We start from the raw sequence: 19,674 nt of genomic DNA, 5'->3' as shown, positions 1-19,674 counted from the left end.
TCACCATCACCCAACACGACCCTGACCCTACGCGACATCCCGCGGCCCTCCCTTGGACAAACACCACACACAATCCAAGAAGAACACAACCACACACAAAAGGCAAATTAAACCCGACGAAATACTAGGGTGAACCTGCTCAGTCCGCTCGCTCCGGTCACCATGATGCGGTGGGGGAGTGGCGGTTCGGCGGGCCGCCGCGTGGCGGCGGCCGACGGTTCGCCGCCATCATGCGTGTTCCCGGTCAGTTTTCCGGCTGCGTTGCCGCCCGGCGCGCCCGCCGTGCCCGCATCATCCGGTCCGGTCGCCTCGCCGTCCGCCGCGCCCGGCTCGTCCGGTATCGCGTAGCCGTCGACCCGCGAACGCAGCCAGCGGCTGGCCGTCCACCATGCGCAGACGACGAACGGAATCGCCGGAATCATCCACCGCATCCAGTCGGCCATCCAATCCCGCGCGAGCGCCATCGTCATCGCGGCAGTCGCCGCGGTCGCCGCAACGCCGGCCACGATCGGCAGCGTCACGTAATACCGCGTCAGTCCGCGCCCGGTATGCCGCACCGGCAGATCGTCGCGCACATCCCACTCCGGCAGCATCGCATGCAGGATCGCGATCACGCGACGCGTGCCGACGACCGGCAGGATATTCGATGAATCGATCTGGTCGCCCGCGTCGCTCGCGTCGTCGCCGAGGGACGAACTCAGGCCGAGGCTCACCGAGCACAGGCGGAAGGGCCGGCGCAGCGGCGACTGGCGGATCTCGATCGTCTGGATGCGGCCGACCGGCAGCGTGACCGTGCGGCGCGTGAACAGGCCGCGCACGACGACCAGATCGTCGCCGCGCCGCCACACTTCAAAGCCGTAGAAGCGCAGCAGGGCGGAGATGACGCTCACGATCATGACCGCGATCGCGCACAGCAACGCCAGCAGGATGATCGACAGCACGCCGCGTGCGACGATCGCATCGACCGACCGTGTGGCCGTGCGCATCCACGCGCGCGGAATGATGTCGCGGACGCGGTCGAAGAACGCGTAGATCGCCAGCGCGGCGGCGAGGAAGCCGAGATCGGTGACCGCGAACAGGAGGATGTCGCGCACGGAGGCGCGGAACACCGGGCGGTCGGAGGGCTGCGGAGCGGCCGTTGCGGACGATGTGGCGGACGGTTGCGACACGGAGGCTGTAGCGGACGATGCCGTGGCCGCGGTCGCGGGCGGTACGGACGAGGTCGCCGACTGCGCGGCCGCAGTCGCGGACGGTGATTCGTCCGATACGAATGATGTGCATGAGTGAGGGGCGTCCGTCTGCGCCGTTTGAACGTCGGCCGACGTGCCGATGGCCGTGTCGTGTGCGACTGAGGCGGGCATGATTCCTGCCGTGTCGGTACGGTTCCCGCCCGCGGCATGCGTGTCGTGGCTTGCCACGCGCAATGATTCCAACTCGAGTTGCATCGCAGCCGGCACCGCGTCGAGCGTGATGTTCGCGTCCGATCCGGCGGCCGTGACGGTCAGCTGCGTCACGCCGAACGGCTGCAGGTAGATCGGCGACGCGCTGTTGATCGCGTGGATCGCCGCGTAACCGATCGTGCGGCGCGTGCGCGAGAACAGTCCCGTGCGGAACTCCAGCGCGTCCGCGCCCAGCCGATAGCGCGTGGTCAGCCAGTCGGTGATTGGCTGCGCGAGCAATATCACCAGCACCGCCGCGATCGCGACGACCGGCAGCCACGGCGACCACCGGTCGGCCCAGATGCGGAACAGCACCAGCAGCGAGATCGCGACGCCGACCCCGGCCTTGACCGACTTGATCACGCCGACGATCAGCGCGGCTGGGTGCAGCATGCGCCAGCCGTCGCTGTGACGGCGTCCAAGGCCGGGGTTGGTGCCTGCGGCCGGCGCGGCAGCGGCCGACGTGCCGGTATCCGCCGACGTACCGGTATCCGTGTGCGCGATCGCAGCATCTGCATACGTACGTATGTCCATATGGTCGCGCGGCTTCGGTTCGTCATCCGCCGTGCCCGCCATCACAGGTCCTCCTTCGCGGCGGCGACGCGTTCGGTGATGAGCGCCGTCACGCGCTCCGCCTCGGCGGCGTCGAGCGCGTCGATCTCGTGCTCGGTGGCGGCCGTGTGGATCACGATCGTCGTCAGGTCGAACCTGCGCAGGAGCGGCCCCTGCTTGGTGTCCACATGCTGCACGCGGTTGTACGGGATCGTGACTGTCTTACGCAGCAGCCAGCCCTTGCGGATGCGCAGGAACCGGTCGCCGATCAGGAATCGGCTGAACGCGTACCGGTAGCGCGTCTGCAACGGCTGCGACGCGAAGTCGAGCACGTTGACCGCGGCGAGCAGGGCGAGGATGATCGGCTGCCAGGTCCACCAGCCGCGCGCATGGCAGAACGCGGCCGTGGCGGCGAACACCGCGAGCCAAAACAGGAATTGCAGGGCCTCGCTGATCAGCCACATGCGGCGGATGCGCTCGGGGTATGGCTGCCATGCGGCGGGGGTGGTGGGTGTGGCTGCTGGGCGGGGTGCAGCGGGCATGGCGGTTGTGATGGGCGCGGCGGGTATGCCGGGTCCGTTGGACGTGCCGGTTGTGCCGACTCCGCCAGGCATGCCGGTTGTGTCGACTCCGTCAGGCGTGGTGGCCTCACTGGCCGTGCCGGTTATGCCGGATGCGACGTGTGTGATGGGCGCGCTGGGCGGCGCGGTATGCGGTGCGTCGGCACCGTGCGTCTTGGCCGATGGATCGTTCATATGTCCCCCTCGTTGGTTCACGTATCACTGTATGCGGCGTCGCGCACCGCCCGCGTGACCGGTACACGTGTGTTGACCGGCGGCGGTGCGGGCTGGACGAATCGGCCAGAATGGGGTTGAGTGGAGGCGTCGAAGGGAGCGCGATGATGGATGCTGGATCGAATCCGCTCATGCCGCGGGCCGGAGATGGGCCGGACGACGCTCGTCCTCGTCCGACGGCCGATCCGGAACCCGGCCCCGAGCCGTACATGACCAATACGACCAATCCGTACACGACCTATGTGCAGCGTATGGCCGGCGCGCATGGAGCGTGGAATGACGGCGTGGCAGGCCGCGGCCGCGGCGCCGAGCCGCCGTCGTGGTCGCCGTGGTACGGCGTCGGATTCGGCCGTGCGATCGGCCGCTTCTTCCGCAAGTCGTTCGTCTTCCACGGGCGCGCCTCGCGCGGCGAATACTGGTGGGCGCAGCTGTTCAACTGGCTGCTGGACCTTGTACTGATCGCGACGGTGACCTTTGCGACGTGGTCTTGGAATCTGCCGGTCGATGACGGGACGGCCGGCGGCATGCTCGCCGACGTCGCCGGATACGGCGTCCAACTCGTGCTGTTCATACCGAATCTGTCGCTGACGATGCGCCGGTTGCACGACGCGAACCTGCGCGGCTGGTGGTCGGTGCTGCCGTTTGCGTTGGAGATCGGCGCGTTCGTGGCGTTCGCCGCGGTGGTCGGTTTCGGGTCGGGCGGCGACAGACCGGGTGGCGACCAACCGGTCGGCAGCGGGTCGGGTGGCAGCGGTTCGGGTGGCAGTGACGCCGACGTGCAGACGCTGATCGTGGCCGTGCTGGCGGCGCTGGGACTGATGCTGCTGTCCGGACTCGTGTCGATCGTCCTGATGATCCTGCCCAGCGATCCGCGCGGCGCACGATTCGACCGTCCGCAGCCCGTTTCCGCCGGCGAGCCGATGACGGGCGCACCGATGCCGGGCGGCGGATCGTCGTGCGTATCTGCGCATGTCTCGCCGAGCGTGCCGCGCTCCGGTCCGACCGACGTCTCGCAACGGACTTCGCCTTCGCAGCCGGGAGCGTGAGCGTCATGACCGTAACGAATCCGCAGCCGAATCCTTCCAATGCGAGCCAAACGGCGCGCTCCGGTCTACGTACGTGGTGGCGCGAACCGCATTTCCTCGAGAAAAACACGATCCTCGGCTGCACGCTGATCGTATTCGAACTGGTGCTGTTCCCGCCCGAATCGCCGGTGCAGATGCTGCTCGCGCTCGCATGGCTCGGACTCGTCGCGGTGATCCCGTTCGTACGCGGCGTGCCATGCGCGATCATGCTGCTGGCCGCCATGGCGGTATGCGCGCTCCTGCCGGGGCAGGGCTGGTGGACCAGCGGCGGCACGGCTGTCGTGACCGCGCTCCTCGCCGTCGGCTACCTGCTGCCGCAACGGGGCGCGGTCGCGGCGGTGCTCGGCTATGCGGCGTTCGATGCGGTCGGATATGCGTTCGCCGGCACGAACTCGATCGGCGGCAGCGCGATACGCGGCATGATCGGCGTGATCAACGACATCGTCGCGGACGACATGACGGCGATCGGCGCGGTGCCGCGGCGGCAGGACGTCGCGTCTACGCTGCCGCAGTATTCGATGATCGTGCTCGTGTTCACGTTTGCGCTCGACCTGATGATCGTCGGCTTCCTTGTCGTGTTCGGCGCGGCGTTCCGACGTGGCGATGAGGCCAACGAGCGCGCGGCGCGCAGTCAGCGCATGCTCGAGCGGATCACGCGCGAACAGGAGCTGGCGCACATGATCCACGATTCGGTGGCGAACGACATGTCCACGATCGCGATGCTCGCGTGGCGGGCGAAGGCCGCGATCGCTGCGGGGACGGCGGATGATGCGGCGGATGGCGCGACGGATGGCGCGAAGTGCGGTTCGGATGTCAACGGTGCCTCCGGTGGGCCAAGGGTTTCCGTGGTCTCGGACGGTTTGGATGAAGAGGACATCGCCGACATGCTCGACGCGATCTACGAACGGTCGCATCATGCGCTCGACCGGGTGCATGAGGTGATCGACGTGCTCAACGGCCGACGCATGCTGGAACATGACAGGAACGTGGAAGATGGCACGGAAACCGGGCCGGGTGCGGTCTCGGAGGACGACGGGGCTTCGGAGGCCGCGGAGGTGACCGGTATTGCGCCGTTCGACGCTCAGGTCGAAAAATACGTCGAGGATCAGGATCGTGCCATGGCGAGGCTGGGCATCCGCGGCATCTCCCGCGTACGCTGCGACGCCACGCCGGTCGTGCCGCCATCCGTGCGACGGACGGTGATGAACCTGCTGGAGGAGATCTACGCGAATCTCGTCAGACACTGTGCGATGCATACGAACACGGCGTACAGCCTGTTCGTCACGGTCGACGAGAGGTGCGTTCGCATCAACGAGGTCAATGCGCTCGCCGTCGAATCGGACACGCTGACGTACGGGCATCGGCATGGCGATGGTCTTGCCTTCCAGCGTGCGGCCGTCGAGTCGCTTGGTGGCGTGCTGCATGCCAGCGCGCAGGACGGAGCTTGGACGGTGAACGCCGAGATTCCGTTGGACCGTCTCTCCATGCTGCCGCTATAGCCGGTGCAACCATGCCCGGAGACATGCGTCGCCCATCCGATCGGGCGAGAAGGTTTGGCACAGCCTGGCGCAGTTCGACGATTGAGAGGCTGTTTTCGGCCTGTGCGGAGGTCGGTTTGACGATTGAGAGGCGAGTGTGACTTGGCGACCCGCGTCAGCGGGGGCTTTTTTCGAGGTTCGGGGGTATAAATTGCCGGCTGATCCGACAACGAACAGACCTCGGCAGCCTCTCGATCGTCAAACTGATCTCCGCAGGCCGCTGTTTTAGCCTCTCGATCGTCAAACTGGTGTCGAACTCAAATGGCGTGCGCACGGTAAACATCGATCATGCGGTCCACGATCGGCGGTTCGATACTCCTGATGTTCCGCGACCGCCGTTGACCGCCTGCCGGATTACCGGCTCAACCACAGTGCGATCGCATGGGCGAGGGAATGGGCGTTGAGCTTGTCTACGGCGCGATGCGCGTGCGTGCGCACGGTGGAGGCGGCCACGCCCCAGCGGTCGGCGATCTCGTCGTAGCTGAACCCTTGCGCCAGCAGGTGCAGGGTTTCGGTCTCCTTGGCGCCGAGTTTCGGCTGATCGGCGTCTTCCGCTCGGACAAGCATGCGGTGCGCCTCAACCGGCGAACGGAACGTCGGTTGCCGCTCGTGGATGTCTCGACGCCCTCCGGGCGCCGTTGCCGGAGCGGAACCTCCGGCCTTGAACGAACGGCGCGGTGTCGCGCCGGGGACGCTCCGGTCGGTGCTGGTGCCGATGCTTGTGCCGGTGCCGATACCGGTACCGGTGGTGGGGACGTTTTCCCGCGCAGGCTCCGCTGGTGTGAAGGTGCCGCCGCCGGCCACGGCCCGCAGCGCCGCGGCGAGTTGCGGGATGTCGGCTTTCGAGACGATGCCTTGGGCGCCCGCGGCCGCCGCCCGATCCGCATACGTATCCAGCGAGAACGCGGTGATGGCGAGCAGGGCCACACGATCGGTACGCCGGCGGATTGTCCGGCACACGCTCACGCCGGTCGCCTCGCCGAGCGACATGTCCACGAGCAGCACGTCCGGTCGTGTCTCGGGCGAAGTCGCCTTGCATATCGCCTCCTCGGCGGTCTGCACACCCCACAGCCAGCGCGATTCCGGCAGCAGCTGCGGCATGATCCCCTTCAATGCCAGCAGCGTCATGCGATCATTGTCCACCGCCGCGACCGTCACCGGTTTGCGCGTCGTTCCCCGTTCGCTCATGCGTCCCATCCTATTGCGCCGATCGTAAATCGCGGCGGAGCGTGCGGAGGCGGGGGCAGGCCGTCGCTTGGAGGAGGCAGAACACAAGACGGGACGGTTCAGGGTTGTGGCGAGCATGATAATGGGGACGATCGCGCCCGCTCTCCGTATGAACCCGGCTGGGGCTTTCTCGGATGGAGGAAGTCGGGCACGGTCGGAATCGTATGGGCGACAAGCCGGCGGGATCCTCCATGGATACACGGTGAACGTCAGCTGGTAGACATGTGTGGATATCGTCACGATTCGTTCAGCAACGGCAGGTAGCCTGAGCTGCATGAGCACCAACGAACCTCACGAACAGCCCGATCCGGGCGATCCCAAGCAGTCCCAGCCGGCCGCGCAGTCGCAGCCGGACCCGCAACTCCAATCCGATTACACTGGCGCCGAGCGGCAATTCGGATACCAGACGATCCCGCAGCCTCAGCCGCAGCAACCAACTCAACCGGTCCCTCAAACCCAGCCGCAGTCGCAGTTCCAGCCCGGTCAGCCTGGCCAACCCGGCCAATATCAGCGGCCCCCGTATCAGCCGACCGTGCAGTCGCAACAGTCCACATATCAGTCGCAGCGGCAGTATCAGATGCCCCCGCAGGAGCAGTCGCCTTACCCGCAGAATCCGCAATATCCGCAATATCAGTACCCGCAATATCGGCAGCCCCAGCCATACCCGCCGTATCCGTACGCCTACCCGCCCCAGCCGGTCGACCCGCGAATCGTCCGTCGCCGCTCGCTGCGTAGGACCGTCGGCCGCCCGGCCGGACTGGTCTTCGCCTACCAGGGCGTGATCACCGGCGTCAGCATCGTCGCCGGCATGGTGCTCGGCGCGGTCTCCGTGGCGGGCCGCTTCGGCTCGTCCGTCTCGTCCGGCACGCTCTCCCAGCAGGAGATCGCCCAGCTCGAGCAGGAGTTCGCGCGGCAATCCGTGCAATGGGCCGGCGTGCTGAGCATCCTGTCCGTCGCCGTCGGCTTCCTGTTCATGCTCCTCATGCGTCACCGCGCGATCCTCACGCGCGAATTCTGGACCGGCGACCCGCGCGAACCGCATGCGCAGATGCGACCGGCGTGGCTGCTCGCGTTCGCGGCGATGCTGGTCGGCGTGCAGGGCGTGTTCATCCTGATCCAGGCCGCGTTCGCCGCGCTCGGCTCCACGCTGGTCTCACCCACGTCGGAAAGCCTGCAGGAGTCGGCCGTCACGGTGAGCATGTGGCTGTACATCGGCCTGATCGGGCCGATCGTCGAGGAGACCGTGTTCCGCGGCGTGCTGATGAAGGAGCTCAAGCCGCTCGGCAGGAACTTCGCGATCCTCACCTCGTCGCTGATGTTCGCGCTGTTCCACGACGACGTGGTGCAGGGCCTGTTCGCGTTCGCCTGCGGCCTGATCTTCGCGTTCGTCGCGATGGAGTATTCGCTGGTCTGGTCGATCGCGCTGCACGTGTTCAATAACGCGATCATCGGCGGCGTGCTCGGCGAGATCGCCGACAGTTTCGGCGACACCGGCAACGTCGTGTACGCGCTGTGCCTGATCGTCGTCGGCGTGGGCGGCCTGATCTGGGTGCTGCTCAGGTACGGCTGGGGGTTGCGTGAATACGTGCGCGTCAACCGGTCCGCGCCCGGCACGTACTGGGGTTGGACGTCCGGCCTGTTCCTCGCGTTCGTGATCGTCAACGGCCTGTACGCGCTCATCTCGTTCGCGACGGCGATGAGCGGCGTTGCGTGACGGCGATCGCCGTGCGCCGCGTGTACGTTGCGGCCGTGTCTTACAGTGGGACTACCGATTGCTGATATTCCTGCCGATTGCGACCGTTGGAGAGAACCATGACTGATTTCGAGCCGTTCTATGACGTCAATCTGAGCTACGACGACAATTACGCGAAAGGACCGTTCGGCGCATTCGCGGCGGCGCTGGCCGGTGACGGCGGCGTTTCGGCCGCGTCGGAGGGCGGAAATACGGGAACCGTCGACTTCCTCGGCCACCAGGTGAACCTGCCGTTCGGCATCCCCGCCGGTCCGCTGCTCAACGAACGCTTCACCACGGCGGCGTTCCGCATGGGCTTCGACCTGGCCACCTACAAGACCGTGCGTTCGCGCGCATGGGGATGCAACCCGTTCCCGAACGTGCTCGCCGTGCATCCCAAGTCCGCGGACGGTTCGCTCATTCCCGGCAGCGCCGAACTCGACGAGGGCGTGCTCGCCGACACCCGCTACGAACAACCGATCTCCATCTCCAACTCGTTTGGCGTTCCCTCGCGCGACCCGGACGAATGGCAGCCCGACATGAAGCGCGCCATCGCCGCCGCCGGACCCGGCCAGCTGCTCATCCCGAGCTTCCAAGGCTCGCGCGTGGAAGGCATGACCACCGACGACTACATCGCCGACCATGTGACCACCGCGCGGCTTGTGACCGAGACCGGCGCCGACCTGATGGTCATGAACACGAGCTGTCCGAACGAGGGACACAACCGTCTGCTGTGCCATGATCCGGCGCTGGTCGGACGCATCACCGAAGCCGTGAAGAACGAGATCGGAGATCGGGCGCTCGCCATCAAGATGGCGTACATCCCGCCGACCGAAGTGACCGGCGGCTGGGGGCCGGAGCGCACGATCGTCGACGATTCCGCGCTGGAGTTCATGGTCCGTGAGACGGCCGCGCGTGGCACGGTGCAGGCGTTCTCCGCGATCAACACGATCTCCGCGAAGCTGGTCGACGCCGCCGGCAACCAGGCGTTGCCGGGCGCGGGACGCGATCGCAGCGGCGTGTGCGGCCGTGCGATTCGTCGCGCCGGTCTCGACATGGTGGCCCGTCTGGCCGCGATCCGCGAGAAGCTCGGCCTCGACTATACGATCATCGGCCTTGGCGGCGTGGTGTCGCCCGAGGACTACGCCGCCTACCGCGCGGCCGGCGCCGACGCGGTGATGAGCGCCACCGGCGCGATGTGGGACGCCGACCTCGCCCGCAAGATCAAGGCCGCGCGCTGATCTCATCCGCCACAAACCAACGCGACAAAGCCGTTCGGCGTAGGTCTGTGGTTAGCAAGACGGGTGTACTCGCCACCAGCCAACGCGCAGCAGGTGTCTGGCGTTGGCCGGTGGCTGAGAAGTGGGTAGGAAGGCAACTAAGAGGGCGGCCTCTCGCCATGGACCAACGCTAAGCCCCCATCCAACGTTGGTCTATGGCGAGCAGGGGAGACCGACTCATCCCTGCGCTACGGTGAAGACGGTGGTGGTGCCGTCCGGCGCGGTGACGACGGCCTTGTCGGCCGAGGTGAGACCGGTGGGCAGCGTCGCGTAGAAGTCGATCGTGCCGGAACCGTTGAACGAGAACGCGGCGCGCCACTGTTCCGGCGTGATGTCGTGCAGCGGGTGGGCGGCGATCATGCGGTGGTTCTCGCGGTCGAGCGAGAAGCAGCTGTCCGGACGGGCCCACAACGACCACGGGATCACGGTGCCGGTCACGCGCGCACGGCCATCGGCGTCGGTTGCGTCGCCGCCGATCGTGTCGCCGGCGGCCGCGTCGTTCAGCACCTTGGCCGGCTGTCCGCCGTTCACGCGATCGTCGTCCGCAAGCCGCGTCCATATCACCTGATCGGCCCAGACCGTCGCGCCGCCGTACGTATCGATGGTGTCGTGCGTTCCGGCCATGTCATGCGCGCTGGTTGCGCCGGTCTCATCGTGTGTGCCGATCGCACAGGCGATGCCATTCGCGTTATCCGCACCATCCGCGCCATTCGCACCGGCCGCACCATCGTCGTACTCGTCGTACGCGCCGTACGCCCAGATCGTGTACACGCCCGGCTCGTCCAGCAGTCCGTCCACGGTGAACACGCCGTTGCCCTGCGCGACCGCATCGTACGTGACCTGCGCGTCGCCATCGTGCGCAACGCGCAGCCATACACGGTCGAGATTCGAGTACACGCGCACCGTGCTCGGTCCCTCCGCGCGCGCCGTGTACCGCCGCGACGCGATGTACACGAACGGATCGAGCCGGTTCCAGTTCGCCTTGTGCAGGTAGAACGCGTCCTTTTTGACCTTCCGATCCCACGTCACGAGACCCTTGTTGTTGATCTCGAAACGCCCCGCCTCGCTCGGCCGGTGGTCCACGCCGAAATCGAACATGTTCCACAGCGACGTCGACCACAGCCACGGATGCGCGTTGATGTACGCCAGCGCCTCCTCATGCTGCAGCGACTGGTACTCCTCAGGCTGCCAGTAGCTGTTCGGCCGGGTCTTGTGCGCGTTCGGATGCAGCTCGTGCTGGTCGACGCTCGCGCCCGTGCCGTACTCCGACAGGCCCAGCGGACGGCGTTCGATCGTGCGCTTCTGCTCGATGAGCGCGCCGAATCCCGGCTGTGAATACCATCCGGGGTACATGTTCCATGAGATGATGTCGCTCGCCCAGTGGTCGCGCTCGCTGGCGGTCTCGTCCTGATCGGCGGCCTGCGTGGTGTAGCGGGTCCGGTCCTCGGCGTGCGCGAGGTCGTCGAGTTCGCGCGACAGCTGCGGCATCGCGATCCACCGGTTCGCGGTGTTGTGATTGCCGACCTCGTTCTGCAGGCCCCAGAAGCAGACCGACGGGCGGTTGCCCTGCTGGCGGATCAGTTCGACGAGCTGCTCCTTGGTCACGTCGGCGAACCGCTCGTCCTCGCCGACCCAGTCGATGAACGGGATCTCCGCCCACACGATCACGCCGTTCGCGTCGCACAGGTCGTAGAAGTAGTTCGCGTGCGGGTAGTGCGCGAGACGCAGGTAATTGACGCCCATCTCGAGTATGAGCGTGAAATCCTCGAGATGCTGCGCGTCGTGCAGTGCGTTGCCGAGACCCTCGCGGTCCTGATGGCGCGTCACGCCGCGCAGCGGATGCGAGCGGCCGTTGATGAAGAAGCCGTGGTCGTGGCTGACGTGGAACCAGCGGTAGCCGATCTGTTCGGTGACCGAGTCGAGGGATGTGGCGGTCGTGGATGCGACCGTGTCGTCGTCGGTGGGTACGGCGTCGGCACATACGGCGTCGGCGCGCACGGCCGCATCCGGTTCCATGGCGTTCGTGTCGCCGGTATCACCGGTGTTCGTGCGGGGTGTGGCGTCCGCGTCGATGAGCGTCATGCGCACGCCGTACCGGTAGGCGACGTCGCTGTTGTCCGCGTCGCGCGAATAGTCGATCGGCTGCCACAGGTGCGGGTCCGCGATCTCGAGCGTGCGGTCGACGGGCGTGCTCGAGTGCGGTGCTATCTCGACGCTCGTCGTGTCGTCGGCGACGATGCGCCCGTCCCGATCGGTGATGGTCGTGATCGCGAGAATGCGGCGCAGTCGGTCGGAATCGTTGACGACGTTCGCGTGGACCTCGGTCAGGCCGAGATGCTCCGGCCGTTCGATGGTGTCGCGGCGGCCCGCGTTCGGCGTGACGACACGCAGCCCGGACGCGCCGTGATCGTCGATCGCGAGATGCACGTCCGCGGTTTGCACAAGTCGTGCCGGACGGTAGATGCCGCCGTAGAAGTTGAAGTCGGCGAACAGCGGGGCGACGCGCAGGTCGCGGCGGTTGTCGACGCGCACGGCGATTACGACGTTCGTGTCGGTCTGGTCGTCGTCGGTGTCGTCGGTGCTGCCCGCAGTCTGATCGTCGGCGATCGTACTGTCGGCGGATGTGCCGTTGACGGCGTCGAGCAGCGCGTCGGTCAGATCGAACCGGAACATCGCGTAGCCGCCCAAGTGTGCCGGATCGCCCGTGTCGCGCGCGGTGTCCTGCGGGTCGGAGCCGAGCGGCGCAAGTGCGCGGCCGTTGACGTACAGCGACGTGATCGAGTTCACGCCGTCGAACTCGAGATACGTGCGTCGGGTCGGAGTCATAACAAGTACCGGATCGTTGCCGGGCGTTCGTGTCGTCTCGCCGTGCCGCTCGGCGCCAGCGGGCAAGTCATACTGGTGAGGCGTCGCCTTGCCTGCCGACGCGGTGTGCCCGCACCCGGCTCGACGCACGCGCAGTCGCGCGCGGTACCAGCCGACAGTGCGGTTCATGTTGCCGCGCACGCCGTCGTTCGTGTCGCGTGCGTTCCACGTATGCGGCAGTGTGACTGGCTCCCAACCGGTCGCGGCCGAATCGTCGCAGTCGGGAGCGGTGGCGACGGACGGGGGGAGGATGTCGTCGCTCCCATGGCCGCAGGTGAATCGCCAGCCGAGGTCGGCGAGATCGATGACCGTGCGTTCGGGCCCATGGTTGAGCGTTGCGGTGCCGCCGGCGTCGCGGACGTGGTAATGGCCGGTTTCGGTGTTCGGAAGGGTGATGATATGCGGATGCGTCGCATGGGTTGGGATGTTCGGCGTCGGTTGCGATGATTGCGTCATTGGATTGCCCCCGGTTTGTGTATCGATAAATCCACTACTGATTCTATGGCGGAGATGAGGGCTGTGGTGGAGTTTGACGATCGAGAGGCGATTTTCCGGGTGTGCAGGGATCAGTTTGTCGATTGAGAGGCGATCGTTGCAGGCTGACCTGACCTTCACGGCGACTTAGGGGGTATAAATCGGTGGCATTCCGAGCATGATCAGAGAGTGTTAGCCTCTCGATCGTCAAACTGACCCCTGCGTACCTGAAAATCCGCCTCTCGATCGTCGAACTTCTCATGAAACCCGTGCCTCATGCACATGCCTGACACTGTTTGCGCGGGATGGCTGTCTCAAGATTTGGAGAAAGACCTCTGCGTGTTACGGAAACTGCCTCACAGTTTCGAGAAAGCCTCTAAACGACTTCGTTGTCGGGGTCGTTGTCGGGATGTGGACCGCTGTTCCTGCGAAGAAAGGAACAAGTGTTTCCGCTACGGAAAAGGGGAGTCCCCCAACGGGAACTCCCCTTAAAGCAAAGACGAAGCTGTCTTATTCGTCACTTCTGCGAAGCGGCGAGACGCTCGCGGGCCTCGACGATCTCCTTCTCGGCCACGTCGGCGCCGGTCCAGTAGTCGCCCGGCTTGACTTCCTTGCCCGGCTCGAGGGCCTTGTACTGCTCGAAGAAGTGCTTGATCTCGGCGAGGTGGTACTCGTTGACGTCCTTGACGTCCTTGATGCCGTCGTAGCGAACGTCGGCCGGCACGCACAGCACCTTGTCGTCGCCGCCCTCTTCGTCCTCCATGTGGTACAGGCCCACGGCGCGGCACTCGATGACGCAGCCCGGGAACACGGAGTTCTTGACCATCACGAGCGCGTCCAGCGGATCGCCGTCCTCGCCCAGCGTGCCCTCGATGTAGCCGTAGTCATCCGGGTAGCCCATCGCGGTGAACAGCTCGCGGTCGAGGAAGACGCGGCCGGTCTCCTGGTCCACTTCGTACTTGTTCTTGGAGCCGCGCGGGATCTCGACGACGACGTTGAAGGTTTCTGCCATTGTTTTCTCCTTGAGAATCAGCAGTTGCATTGACATGCACCACAATACCGCGTCTCGTGTATTGCCGCGCGACGTAGGAGGCCGAAACCGGAACGGTTATATGGGACGTGGACTCGGTTGCGGCCGTTACGAGGGGCGAAACGGCCGCAACCGAGTCCCGATCGTGGAGTGCCGGCTCAATTGCGGCCGTTTGGGGAACGGAAAAGGCCGCAACCGGATCCCGATGGTGCAACCGGGACTCAGTTACGGCCTTTACGGCTTTGTATAAGGATGTTCGGACGAACCGGCCCGTCGGCCGACTCGTCCAAACCGGCTAGCGCACGACGGTGAAGATGTGCGCCACGTCGGCCCACGGGGCCAGCGAGACGAAGTTGTCCCACTTCCAGTCGAACTCGCGTCCGGTCAGCTCGTCGCGCAGATGCGCGCCCTCGGCCGGATCGACGTCGAAGTCGGGCATCTCGAAGTGGATCTCGTCCTGATGCGCGTTATGGCCGTCGAGGTTCACGACGACGATCAGCGTCTCAGCCTTGCCGGTGCCGGTCAGCTCGGCCGGCGTGTGGCGCGCGAACGCGAGGATCGACGGGTCGTTCGACGGCAGGATCGTCACGTTGTGGTAGCCGAACGCGGCCTTGTGCTCGTGGCGGATGCGGTTCAGGGAGGCCAGCAGCTCGGCGATGCCGAACTTCTTGGCGGAATCCCAGTCGCGCACCTTGACCTCGTACTTCTCGTTGTCGATCTGTTCCTCGAAGCCCGGGCGCTGCTTGTTCTCGATCAGCTCGTAGCCGTTGTAGATGCCCCAGCTCGGGGAGCCCATCGCGGCGAGCACCGCGCGCACCGCGTGGCCGGCGATGCCGTTGTCGCGGATGTAGGCGGTGAGGATGTCCGGCGTGGTCGGCCAGAACGTGTTGTGCTGGTAGTAGCCGTCGTCGCCGTTCGTCTCGAGCAGGTACTCGCTCAGCTCCTCCTTGGTGTTGCGCCACGGGAAGTAGCAGTGCGACTGCGTGAAGCCCACGTAGCTGAGCGCGCGCATCATGCCCGGGCGGGTGAACGCCTCGGCGAGGAACAGCACCTCCGGGTGCTTCTTGGTGACGGCCGCGATCACGTCCTGCCAGAAGCGCACCGGCTTGGTGTGCGGGTTGTCGACGCGGAAGATCGTCACGCCCGCCTCGATCCACAGGCTCATGATCCGCTCGACTTCCTTCTCGATGCCGGGCATGTCGGCGTTGAAGTCGATCGGATAGATGTCCTGGTACTTCTTCGGCGGGTTCTCAGCGAAGGCGATCGTGCCGTCCGGCTTGGTGCGGAACCAGTTCGGATGCGCCTTGACCCACGGATGGTCGGGCGAGCACTGCAGCGCGAAGTCGAGCGCGATCTCGAGGCCCAGCTCGTGCGCCTTGGCGACGAGCGCCTTGAAGTCGTCCATCGTGCCGAGCAGCGGGTCGACGGTGTCGTGGCCGCCGATCGAGCTGCCGATGCCGAACGGCGAGCCCGGATCGTCCGGACCGGCGACGAGCGAGTTGTTGCGGCCCTTGCGGTTGGTCACGCCGATCGGGAAGATCGGCGGCAGGTAGACGACGTCGAAGCCCTCGGCCTTGGCGCGTTCGAGTCCGGAGACGGACGTCTTCAGCGTGCCCTGCACGATCTTGCCGGTCGCCTGGTCGACATACGCGCCTTCGGAGCGCGGGAAGAACTGATACCATGCGGCGAAGCTGGAGGTCGGACGCTCCACCTTGAATCGCTGCGGTGCGCTCGGCGAGATGCCGTCGCGCAGCGGGTTCGTCTCGTGCAGTGCCTCGATGGCGGCGTTATCGGCGGCGGCGAGGCGCTCCTCGGGGCTCAGCGCGCGGTCGGCGGCCGTCTTGGCGGCCTCCTTGAGCGTCTTGCGCTCCTCCGCGTTCAGCTTCGCGTCCTTGTCGACGGCCCAGCGGGCGAGCAGTTCCGCGCCGGAATCCAGCGCGTTCTCCACGTCGTCGTTGACCTTGACCTTGATGCGCGCGTCGTGCAGCCAGGACGCGTACGTGTCCTCCCAGCCTTCGACGGTGACCGTCCATTCGCCGAGCTGACGCTTGACGGCGGCGAACTCGGGATCCCACGGCTTGACGTCGGAACGCTCGCCGCACTTGAGCTCGGCGGCCCAGCGGTCGAGACCCTTGTTGACGCAGGTCATCGGCACGCGCTCCATCTCCTTGCCGCGCGGGTTGCGCACGATCAGGGTGGCGCCGACCTTGGTGCGGCCCTCGATGAAGACCTGGGCCGTGACCTTGAACGGCTCGCCGAGCTCGACGCGGGCCGGATAGATGCTGCGCTCCTCGCCCGGGGTGATGTCCAGCACGTTGACGCGGCCGAACTGGCCGGGCTCGGTGACGGGCAGGGTCTGCGCCGGCGTCTCTCCGACGGCGGTGGTGGAGGGAAGCTTGGCCGCGGCCTTGCGGGTGCGGGTGGTCTTGCCGGCGGTGGACTTGCGGGTGCGGGTGGTCTTGGTTGCCTTCTCGGCGGTGTCAGACGTCTTCGTCGCGGGGGCGGAGGTCGTGGAGGTGCTGCTGGTGCGCTCGACTTCAGCGCTAGTCTGTGCATTTTCCATACGGCCCATTCTAGGGGTGTACGTGTGACGTGGAACAGCGATTATGTGCATGAAAACGCCGTTTTTGAGCTTGAATCGGTTAAATGTGGATAACTTTTCTGTGAATTTGCCGAAAGCCGGCAAAAGTTATCCACAACACGCCGAAAAACCGACCTTTCGACCACATGGTCCGTAATTCGGACGGTCCGCGGGCGAAGTATGCCATGCTTCTTGCAACCCATCCCGGCCAATGCCGGCCGGGATGTGGGCGACAACGTGCGTCGACAAGAGAAGGGAACGATCATGACAGTCCGCAGGACGGAGACGAAGACGACATGGGTGCTCTGCGCACTCGTCGCGACGCTGGCGGCCATGCTGTGCCTCGGCATGGGCTCGACGGCCATGGCCGGAACGATACTGAACCGGCCGGAAAAGGGCACGTACCTCGGCTATCCGTCGCCGGAGGCCGACAAACGCATCATCGTCGGCGTGACGGCGCTCGACGACGACGGCAACCGCTACTACTGCAGCGAGGCGGGGGAGACCGTCAACTACGTGGTCGCCGGCACCGCGCTCATCGCCGACAGCGAGCCGGCGCGCAGGATCGCGTGGCTGATGGACCGGTACGATACGGAGGGCGACAGTCTGACGCTCGCCGCGATCGGCGTGCTCGTGCACGACTATTTCGACGTGGACATGGATCGCTGGCAGACGCACCGCGACGTGATCTACGACGAATACCCCGACATCGGCGCGCGCGTGGACGAACTGTGGGAGGAGGCGGGCCGCAACGCGCCTCTCGGATCGGCCGTGGAGCAGACGTACGCCCAGGGCGTGCGCGAAGGCGAGGTCAGCGTGCGGGTCGTCAACGCGCACGACGAGGCGCTGCCCGGCATCGCCTATACGATCACGCTGAGCGGGCCGGCCGTGTTCGTGGAGAACGGCGAGGCGACGATCTCCGGAGTCACGGCGGAGGAGGCGATCGTCCATGAGTGGCGGGCGACGCAGGCCGGCGAAGTGACGGTCACCCCGACCTACCATGTTCCCACATTGGAGCTCATATCCGGCTCGCAGGATCTGATCCGCCTGTCCGAGGGCATGACCAAGCGGGGCGGCGACGTGGTGCGCTTCGCCGCGCGCAAGGACTTCGCGCCCGGCATCGTCACCGAAACCGTCGACGCAACCGTGGACCCGGGCGAGCCGATCCGCGACGACGTGACCATATTGCTCGACGGCGAGCATAATCATTGGCTCGACGGCGAGGTGCTCAACGCGACGGGCTGGTATTTCGACGGCATCCCCGCCGAGCGCGTGGGCGACGTGCTTGCTCCGGAGTCGGAGGAGAGCGCGGAATCGTTCCTGCGGCGCATCGCCGACCTCGGATACGAGCCGTCGGCGTACGGCATGGCGACGTTCACCGAATCGGGGCAGACCGTGCGCGTACGGGCGACGAGCGAACCCGGTGGCGACGAGCCGTACCTCGCCCCGGGCGACGGCCGGTTCGGCACATGGGTGTGGGCCATCGAACTGGCCGAGCAGAGCGAACGGGTCCGGGAGCATCTCGCGCATGACGTGGTCACCCCGTTCCTCGACCCGGCCGAAACCAACGCGAACCGGTCGCGGCCCATCGTCGAATCGACCGTCACCGAACATTCGGCGAGCGTGGGTGCCGAACTGAGCGACACGATCACCGTCGGCGGCTTCCCCGACGACCACGGCACGTTCGCCGGGGACGGGGCGCTCGGCCTGGACGCGGACCGCGCGCACGCGCAGGTGAGCGTGTGGTGGGCCGGGGACGCGGACGATCCGTCCAAGGACGACGACTGGAGGCCGGACGGCGAGCGGACGCCGGACGAGGACGAGCATCACCGGCTCGTCGGTACATGGGACTATCCGGCCGTGAACGGACGCATCCGCGTGGGCGGCGGCGAGCCGGACGCGCACGGGAACGCCGTGAACATCACCGCCGAGACGCACGGCTGGTACGTGTTCGTCTGGAGCTTCGCCGGCGACGACCGCGTGGCCGCCGCGTCCAGCGCGTACGACGACGCATGGGAGCGCACGCGGGTGCGCGAGACGCCGAGCACTCCGTCGGATACGCCACAGGACACGACGGAACGACAGACGCCGCCGGACGGGTCGGAGGAGCCGGACAAGCCGACGCTGGTCACGCAGGTCGATCCCGAACGGGTCATGATCGGGGAGTCGTTCCGCGATACGGCGACGATCCGCGGGACGTTGCCGGACGGCGCCTACGTGACGTTCAGCGCCTACGAGGCGATCGCGGACGGCGAGCTGCCCGGCGTCAACGGCAAGCTGCTCGACGAGGCGCGCGTGGAGCCGAAGCCGTCCGGGGCCGCGAACGATGCGGCCGGGGTCGCGGACGCGAAGACCGGGGCCGCGGACGATGATGCGGGAGGCGTTGCGGGAGGAACCGCGGACGGTGATGATGCGGACGGTGACACGGCGTCGGACGTTGACGCTGACGTTGACGCGGACACTGCCGCGGATACGGCGGTTGGATCGGGCGACGATGCCGATTCGGATGATGGAGCGGACGCGGGCGACGACGTGGATTCGGATGACGAAGCGGACGCGGGCGACGATGCGGTTGCGGATGACGCTGCCGGTTCGGGCGACGATGCGGACGATGGCGGGACCGTGCCCTCCGGCGGGGTCGCGCCTCGCGTATGGACTGCCGTCAGCCCGGAAATCAGTTCGCCGAACGCCGGACTCGTGTACTGGAGGGCCACCGTGTTCTCCGCAGAGGGCGACGTGCTCGTCACCCACGAGCTCGGTGTCGAAGGAGAGGTCGTGACGGTGACCGCGGAACCGGATTCCGAAACGGCGCAGGAGGAACCGGAACAGCCGCTGCCCTACACGGGTGCGGACGTTGGCATCGTGCTCGCCGTGGCCTGCGTCGCGCTCGCCGGAGGAATCGCCCTGCTGATGGCCGTCCATCGTCCCGACCGGTGGTTCGCGTCGCGCCGCTAAACGCGGATGCCATGTCATGCCGTGCCGTGGGCCATGGATGACGAAAAAGGCCGGGAACCTTGCGATTCCCGGCCTTTCGATTGGTAGCGGGGCATGGATTTGAACCATGGACCTCTGGGTTA

General features: G+C 66.4%; 11 protein-coding genes. 5 read left to right on the top strand and 6 right to left on the bottom strand.

Features of this window, described 5'->3' with window-relative positions; genetic code table 11:
- Window positions 1-107: 107 nt before the first annotated feature.
- Both JS533_RS07645 and JS533_RS07640 read right to left on the bottom strand, forming a co-directional pair.
- Window positions 108-2,015, bottom strand: a complete 1,908-nt coding sequence (locus JS533_RS07645; protein WP_241513843.1) for a PH domain-containing protein — start codon at window positions 2,013-2,015, stop codon at window positions 108-110.
- Complete coding sequence (locus JS533_RS07640; RefSeq protein ID WP_241513842.1) at window positions 2,015-2,533, bottom strand: PH domain-containing protein; 519 nt, start codon at window positions 2,531-2,533, stop codon at window positions 2,015-2,017. Before JS533_RS07640 ends, JS533_RS07645 begins: the two co-directional genes overlap by 1 nt.
- Before the next feature lie 356 nt (window positions 2,534-2,889).
- Between JS533_RS07640 and JS533_RS07635 the strand changes: the two genes are divergently transcribed.
- Window positions 2,890-3,831 (top strand): DUF805 domain-containing protein, encoded by a 942-nt coding sequence (locus JS533_RS07635; RefSeq protein WP_241513841.1) that lies wholly within the window; start codon window positions 2,890-2,892, stop codon window positions 3,829-3,831.
- A gap of 5 nt (window positions 3,832-3,836) precedes the next feature.
- A complete protein-coding gene (locus JS533_RS07630; RefSeq protein ID WP_241513840.1) occupies window positions 3,837-5,369 on the top strand; it encodes a glycosyltransferase family protein in 1,533 nt (510 codons plus the stop codon).
- A gap of 393 nt (window positions 5,370-5,762) precedes the next feature.
- Here the strand turns inward: JS533_RS07630 and JS533_RS07625 are convergent, their stop codons facing one another.
- On the bottom strand, window positions 5,763-6,596 hold the full coding sequence (locus JS533_RS07625; RefSeq protein WP_241513839.1) for a response regulator: 834 nt from the start codon (window positions 6,594-6,596) through the stop codon (window positions 5,763-5,765).
- 313 nt (window positions 6,597-6,909) lie between these two features.
- Between JS533_RS07625 and JS533_RS07620 the strand changes: the two genes are divergently transcribed.
- Complete coding sequence (locus tag JS533_RS07620) at window positions 6,910-8,349, top strand: CPBP family intramembrane glutamic endopeptidase (RefSeq protein WP_241513838.1); 1,440 nt, start codon at window positions 6,910-6,912, stop codon at window positions 8,347-8,349.
- 98 nt (window positions 8,350-8,447) lie between these two features.
- A complete protein-coding gene (locus tag JS533_RS07615; RefSeq protein WP_241513837.1) occupies window positions 8,448-9,608 on the top strand; it encodes a beta/alpha barrel domain-containing protein in 1,161 nt (386 codons plus the stop codon).
- A gap of 216 nt (window positions 9,609-9,824) precedes the next feature.
- On the opposite strand, the gene JS533_RS07610 is transcribed toward JS533_RS07615, so the two are convergent.
- The 3 genes from JS533_RS07610 to JS533_RS07600 form a co-directional block, all read right to left on the bottom strand.
- A complete protein-coding gene (locus JS533_RS07610; RefSeq protein ID WP_241513836.1) occupies window positions 9,825-12,968 on the bottom strand; it encodes a glycoside hydrolase family 2 protein in 3,144 nt (1,047 codons plus the stop codon).
- Window positions 12,969-13,503: 535 nt separating this feature from the next.
- A complete protein-coding gene (locus tag JS533_RS07605) occupies window positions 13,504-13,998 on the bottom strand; it encodes an inorganic diphosphatase (protein WP_241513835.1) in 495 nt (164 codons plus the stop codon).
- A 313-nt stretch (window positions 13,999-14,311) separates the two neighbouring features.
- Window positions 14,312-16,579, bottom strand: coding sequence for an alpha-1,4-glucan--maltose-1-phosphate maltosyltransferase (locus tag JS533_RS07600; protein WP_420838637.1), 2,268 nt, complete (start codon window positions 16,577-16,579; stop codon window positions 14,312-14,314).
- A gap of 282 nt (window positions 16,580-16,861) precedes the next feature.
- Here JS533_RS07600 and JS533_RS07595 point away from each other — a divergent pair, with 282 nt between their 5' ends.
- Window positions 16,862-19,552 (top strand): peptidase, encoded by a 2,691-nt coding sequence (locus JS533_RS07595; protein WP_241513833.1) that lies wholly within the window; start codon window positions 16,862-16,864, stop codon window positions 19,550-19,552.
- Window positions 19,553-19,674 lie beyond the last annotated feature (122 nt).

The sequence above is a fragment of the Bifidobacterium amazonense genome, from assembly GCF_018555435.2.
Classification (GTDB): domain Bacteria; phylum Actinomycetota; class Actinomycetes; order Actinomycetales; family Bifidobacteriaceae; genus Bifidobacterium; species Bifidobacterium amazonense.
The sequence above is the reverse complement of the archived record's forward strand: the minus strand, read 5'-3'. Positions and strand labels throughout refer to the sequence as shown.

Bases quoted from the DNA above. Each gene is read 5' to 3' on its own strand.
- JS533_RS07645 (WP_241513843.1), bottom strand. From the start codon at position 2,015: ATGGCGGGCACGGCGGATGACGAACCGAAGCCGCGCGACCATATGGAC.
- JS533_RS07640 (WP_241513842.1), bottom strand. From the start codon at position 2,533: ATGCCCGCTGCACCCCGCCCAGCAGCCACACCCACCACCCCCGCCGCA.
- JS533_RS07625 (WP_241513839.1), bottom strand. From the start codon at position 6,596: ATGAGCGAACGGGGAACGACGCGCAAACCGGTGACGGTCGCGGCGGTG.
- JS533_RS07635 (WP_241513841.1), top strand. From the start codon at position 2,890: ATGATGGATGCTGGATCGAATCCGCTCATGCCGCGGGCCGGAGATGGG.
- JS533_RS07600 (WP_420838637.1), bottom strand. From the start codon at position 16,579: ATGGAAAATGCACAGACTAGCGCTGAAGTCGAGCGCACCAGCAGCACC.
- JS533_RS07615 (WP_241513837.1), top strand. From the start codon at position 8,448: ATGACTGATTTCGAGCCGTTCTATGACGTCAATCTGAGCTACGACGAC.
- JS533_RS07595 (WP_241513833.1), top strand. From the start codon at position 16,862: ATGACAGTCCGCAGGACGGAGACGAAGACGACATGGGTGCTCTGCGCA.
- JS533_RS07620 (WP_241513838.1), top strand. From the start codon at position 6,910: ATGAGCACCAACGAACCTCACGAACAGCCCGATCCGGGCGATCCCAAG.
- JS533_RS07630 (WP_241513840.1), top strand. From the start codon at position 3,837: ATGACCGTAACGAATCCGCAGCCGAATCCTTCCAATGCGAGCCAAACG.
- JS533_RS07605 (WP_241513835.1), bottom strand. From the start codon at position 13,998: ATGGCAGAAACCTTCAACGTCGTCGTCGAGATCCCGCGCGGCTCCAAG.
- JS533_RS07610 (WP_241513836.1), bottom strand. From the start codon at position 12,968: ATGACGCAATCATCGCAACCGACGCCGAACATCCCAACCCATGCGACG.